Raw genomic sequence first — 4,857 nt, forward strand, 5'->3', positions numbered from 1 at the left:
TGGTGCTTTGCATGCGCCGCATAGGCTGCGCACCAGCCGCTGCGCCACCGCCGCGATCAGCGTTTCGGCGATGAGATAGGGCTCGGCGCCCAGATCGCGCAGCCGCGCGAATGCTCCCGCCGCGCTGTTGGTGTGGAGCGTCGAGAGTACCAAATGCCCGGTCATCGCCGCGCGCATCGCAATCTCGGCGGTCTCGCCGTCGCGGATCTCGCCCACCATCAGGATATCGGGGTCCTGCCGCAAAAAGGCGCGCAAAGCTGCGGCAAAGTTCAAGTCAATATCGGGGCGCACCTGCACCTGGTTGACGCCCTCAATCAAAATCTCGACCGGATCCTCGACCGACAGGATTTTGACGTCGGGGCGCTTCAAATGCTGGAGCGCCGCATAAAGCGTCGTCGTCTTGCCCGAACCTGTTGGTCCGGTGACGAGGATGATCCCGTGCGGGCGCGCCAGCGCCCCCCGAAAATCGCGCAGCATCGGCTCGGGCAGCCCGAGCTTGTCGATCGCGAGCAGCACGCTCTGCTGGCCGAGCAGGCGCAGCACGATGCTCTCGCCATGCGCAATGGGGGAGGTCGCGATGCGCACATCGACCTCGCGCCCGCGCACCGCGAGGCGCAGCCGCCCGTCCTGCGGCAGGCGGCTCTCGGCAATGTCGAGTTCGGCCATCACCTTGATTCGCGTCGCGACGGGACCGGCGAGAGTTTCATCGAGCGTCTCGACATCGATCAGCCGCCCGTCGATGCGGTAGCGCACGCGTAGCGCCCTCGCCATCGGCTCGATATGCACGTCCGACGCCCGCCGATCGACCGCATTGGCAAGCAGTCGTTGGACCAGCCGAATGACCGGGGCCTCGCTATCCTCTTCATGGAGGCGGCTGAGCTCCGCGAGCGCGGCAGGTCCGTCCATGGCTGCAAGCGTGTCGGCAACGGGCACCGCTGCCCGCGCCAGCGCTTTATCGATATCGCCAAAGCGCGCGGTCCAGCATTCGACCTCGCGCGCACCGCTCGCGAACAGCATCGCGCGCAGCGCATCCTCATCGCCCGGATCGGCCATGGCGAGGATGAGCCGATCGCCTTCGAGCGCGACCGGATAAAGGCTGCGCCGCGCGAGATAGCGCAGGTTCAGATCGGGAATGGCGGCGAGGGGACCAACGAGCCGCTCGTGGCCGACCAACGGTAGGCCCGACCAGTCGGCGAGGGCTGCCGCCAGATCATCATCGCTGACTAGCGCAAGCGCGCGCAGGGTGGCCGCCAGGCGGCGATCGCTCGCCGCGGCAACGGCCTCGGCGCGCGCCAGATCGGCGCGCGATACCAGCCCGCGCTGGGTCAGCCGCGCCGCCCAATCGGGCGCTGCCATCAGCGCGTCAGAATCAGCAAGGATGATGCTGGTATCCACCGGCAAACCCTGCCAAAAAGCGGACCCTAGGGAAAGCGGCAAAGCCCGTTTCCCTGGCGAAATGGAGGCATCAACCATGGCCTTTGCCCCGATCGAGCATTGGCAGAGCGGCTCGCCGCCGCCGCTCGCTGTGTATCGACCGTTGGTGCTGGGCTTTGCTGCTCCGGCTTGGCTCATGAAAGCGCAGGAACAGTCGGCGCGCTGGCGGCTCGAACGCCCGGTTGGGCTGGTGCTGGCGAGTGCCGTTGCCATGTCTGTTCTCGCCGCGCTGGCGGGGATCACGCAGGTGGCACTGCCGCAAATGGTCGATCGCTATCCATTGGTGCTGCGGCTGATCGCGCAGGAACAATCGGCCGCACTTACGAGTGCTGGTGCCGCTGCGGGGACAGCGGTAGAAATGGCCCAGGCGCCCGTGCCGCCATCGCCGATTGAGACGAGCACGCTGACGCTGCTGTCGCCGCCCGAATGGCGCGTGTCGCGCGTGCCGCGGTTGGGGCCGGCTCGTCCGGGTACGGTTGCTAGCAATGGCGTTAGTGGTAGCGGCGTTGGTGGAAACACCAGCGGCGTTGGGGGCGGCGGCGTTGGGGCCTATGACCCCTACGCCGGGGCCGCGCCGCGCTGGCGGCCGTCGGCGAGCATCAGGCCGGATGGAATCGATGAGCTCCAGTTGCAGGCGGCAATTGCGGAGGTGAAGCGGCGCTACCCCAATGCGCGCGGGACGGTGGATATGCGGGTTCGGCTGTCACCTGGCGGGATGGTGCTCGAAGTGGAATTTGTCAGCGCGATCACACCGTCACTTGCGGCTGCCATGCGAAGCGCTTTGGTGGGCAAACCCATTGCGATGTATTCGGGCGACGCGATCGGCGGCGGAGCTCTCAATCGAGTCTTGACTGGCGTGGTCATCGGCTAACTTGAGGAGGGCGGCACATGCCGACCAGATCACCCTATGCAATGCTGCCATTAGTTGGCATGGCTTTGCCCCCAACTTGGGGATTATTGCACTTATCACCGTAATTACACCGTAATCCGTGAAAGTTAAGCAGAGCGTCGCTGCAATCCTAAATCCTATGGTATTCCCAAATAGTCGTCTTCATCAACAAAGCAATACGCCTCTATCTCATCACTTTTTGACCAACATATGAATAAATTTGTTACTTCTAGATTTTCAAAATTAGTGTCATGAAAAAATTCTATCACGACAATATTACCCCATTCATCATGAAAATATTCATCTATATGTTTAATTATTGCTTGTACGCCAGCAATATTAAAAAAGAGAGAACGGGATGATTCTCTCAAATACGGTTCTTGTGCCGGATAATGACAATGTCGTTTGCGAGGAAACAGCGGCAAGTTCATTCTCGTCACCTTGGTAAGCGAGGACCTCTAGAATCAGGATAGTAAGTCGTCCCAAATCCAGGAAAGTACATCGTTACTCCACTTCGACCTGGCCAAGCAATGAAGCCGGGTCTTGATTGCTTTTCTGCTCGACGGCACAATTGCATGGACGCAACGCATCGTCCGTACAACAAATGAGAGTCAGTTTGAAATCCTTTGTCATATAGAAACTCGGCATTGCGCTTACACTGTGCAAACGCTCGGTCGCACGGCGTAGACGGTTGGCCTGCCCCCCCTCCATCCTGCGGCGATTCTCGCAGAAAGCATGTCTTGCCATATCCAACCGGTAAGAAAGGCGTAAAGGGCAATGCAGGGGACGGCACGAGTGGCTGCGCCATTAGTCCAAACGGATCCACCCTCACCAACGGATTAGCCCCCGCATAAACCCAAGCATTCTCATCCCCCGCCAGCCCAATCGGGTCGGCCTGAATGTAGCGCCCGGTAGTGGGGTCATAGTCGCGGTAGCGATTGTAGTAATGCTCGGCTCCGGGGAGGAGCAGCGCGTTTGCGAACTGCCCCGGGAACCCGATGGCGGCGTAGCCATAGGGGGTGACGCTCTGGCCCGCCGCGTTGGTGGTCAGGATTGGGGTGCCGAGGTGGCTGGCGTGGACCCATTGGAGTTCGGATGTGATGCCGCTGGTGCCTGCGACCCCGACCGCGACCGCGAGCGGCGTGTAGCCGCCGGTGCCGTCATCGCCGCCGGTGGGGCCGGTGTCGCCGACGCCGCTGAGTGTCCAGATATATTCGGCCTTGAGGTCAGCAGCACCGCCCGCGCCATATTCGCCGACGATGCGGTGATCGAGGTCGTAAAGGATGATACGCGTATCGACCGGGCCAGAGGCTGGCGTGGTGATAACGCGGATGCGCTCGTCCGCGCCGTTGTAAAGCATCGTCTGGCTGGCAGTGCCGACAGTGTAGCTCACCAGCCGCGCCCGCCCGTCATAGGCCACCGTGACAACCGAGCCGTCGGGGCGAGTCTCCCCCGTCTGGTTCCCGCGCGCATCGTGGGTGAACACGCGCATCCCCGCCGGCGTGGTGATGCTGGTCAGTCGGTTGGTGCCGGGGGCAATGCTATAGCTGTCGACCTCTGCAGGGGTCGCGGCGGCGACGGTCGCGCGGCGCTCGACAGCGAGGCGGTTGCCATTGTCGTCATGCAGATAATCCTCGCGCGCGAACGCCCCCACCGCGCCGTCCATCCGCGTCAGCCGCTCGACCGGGTCATAGCCAAAGCTGCGCGTCTTGCTGGCATCCAGCGTATCAGCGATCTGGGTGATGTTGTCGCTATTGTCATAGGAATAGGTCAGCGACGACAGCCGCACACTGTTCGACGTCCGCTCCAGCCGCCGGTTCGCCAGCCGCCCGTCATTCCCCCAGCTCTGGATCATCCGCAGGCCATTGCCGTAAGTGGCCTGCGTCAATGCGCCGAAGCTTTCGTAGGTCATGCCACTCGCCAGCGTGGTCCATGTCGATACGCTGCCGTTCGCCTTGGTCCGCACCTGCGTTACCCGGCCCAGCGTGTTCCAAGTGTAATTGACGATGCGCCCTGTGGGATAAGTGATCTGCGTCCGGCGGTCGGCCAGATCATAGGTGAAGGCGAGGGTCAACCAAGCGCCCGTGCCAATGCGCTGGCGCTTCGTTGTCACATTGCCGCGGTGGTCATAGCCATATTCGACCGTTGTGCCGCTATCGACCACGCGGCCAAGGCGGCCTACCCCGCGGCTGCCGCTGAGCGCCGCAATATCCCAGGTGTAAGTGACGACCTCGTCCGCCGGACGGCCAACGGGGGTGGCGGTGAGGAGGCGGCCCAATATGTCGTATGTGTAGGTAATCTGTTGGCCGCGCCCGTCGGTCGCCGCCACCATGTCGCCCGCACTGTTGTAAACATAAATGCTGGTGCCGCGATCGGGGCTGACCTCCTGGATTGCCTCGCCAAAGCCGTTGCGCACAAAGGTCGTATCCACGCCAATGGCGTCTTCGTGCGTGATCACGTTGTCTCGGCTGTCATAGGCCAAGCTCGGCGCGCCGCCGTCAGGCAGCGCGCTCGCTACCAGCCGGTCGAGCGCA

The 4,857-nt window shown here is 62.6% G+C and carries 4 protein-coding genes; 1 reads left to right on the top strand and 3 read right to left on the bottom strand.

What is annotated here, in order from left to right; all coding sequences use genetic code 11:
• The coding region (locus AC2TC0_RS16035) for a GspE/PulE family protein (protein ID WP_484718453.1) at positions 1-1,395 on the bottom strand (1,395 nt) is incomplete at its 3' end.
• Between the two features lie 76 nt (positions 1,396-1,471).
• On the opposite strand from AC2TC0_RS16035, the gene AC2TC0_RS16040 reads away from it, so the two are divergent.
• On the top strand, positions 1,472-2,305 hold the full coding sequence (locus AC2TC0_RS16040) for a hypothetical protein (protein WP_484718454.1): 834 nt from the start codon (positions 1,472-1,474) through the stop codon (positions 2,303-2,305).
• A gap of 155 nt (positions 2,306-2,460) precedes the next feature.
• On the opposite strand, the gene AC2TC0_RS16045 is transcribed toward AC2TC0_RS16040, so the two are convergent.
• Positions 2,461-2,754: a hypothetical protein gene (locus AC2TC0_RS16045; RefSeq protein WP_484718455.1), complete on the bottom strand. Its 294-nt coding sequence runs from the start codon at positions 2,752-2,754 to the stop codon at positions 2,461-2,463.
• Between the two features lie 5 nt (positions 2,755-2,759).
• Positions 2,760-4,857, bottom strand: a 2,098-nt coding sequence (locus AC2TC0_RS16050; protein ID WP_484718456.1) for an RHS repeat-associated core domain-containing protein, incomplete at its 5' end; no start/stop codon positions are given.

Source organism: Sphingopyxis sp. sgz302558, assembly GCF_057220455.1.

What these genes read in the sequence shown, in the direction of transcription:
- AC2TC0_RS16040 (WP_484718454.1), top strand. Translation starts at nt 1,472, where the DNA reads ATGGCCTTTGCCCCGATCGAGCATTGGCAGAGCGGCTCGCCGCCGCCG.
- AC2TC0_RS16045 (WP_484718455.1), bottom strand. Translation starts at nt 2,754, where the DNA reads ATGAACTTGCCGCTGTTTCCTCGCAAACGACATTGTCATTATCCGGCA.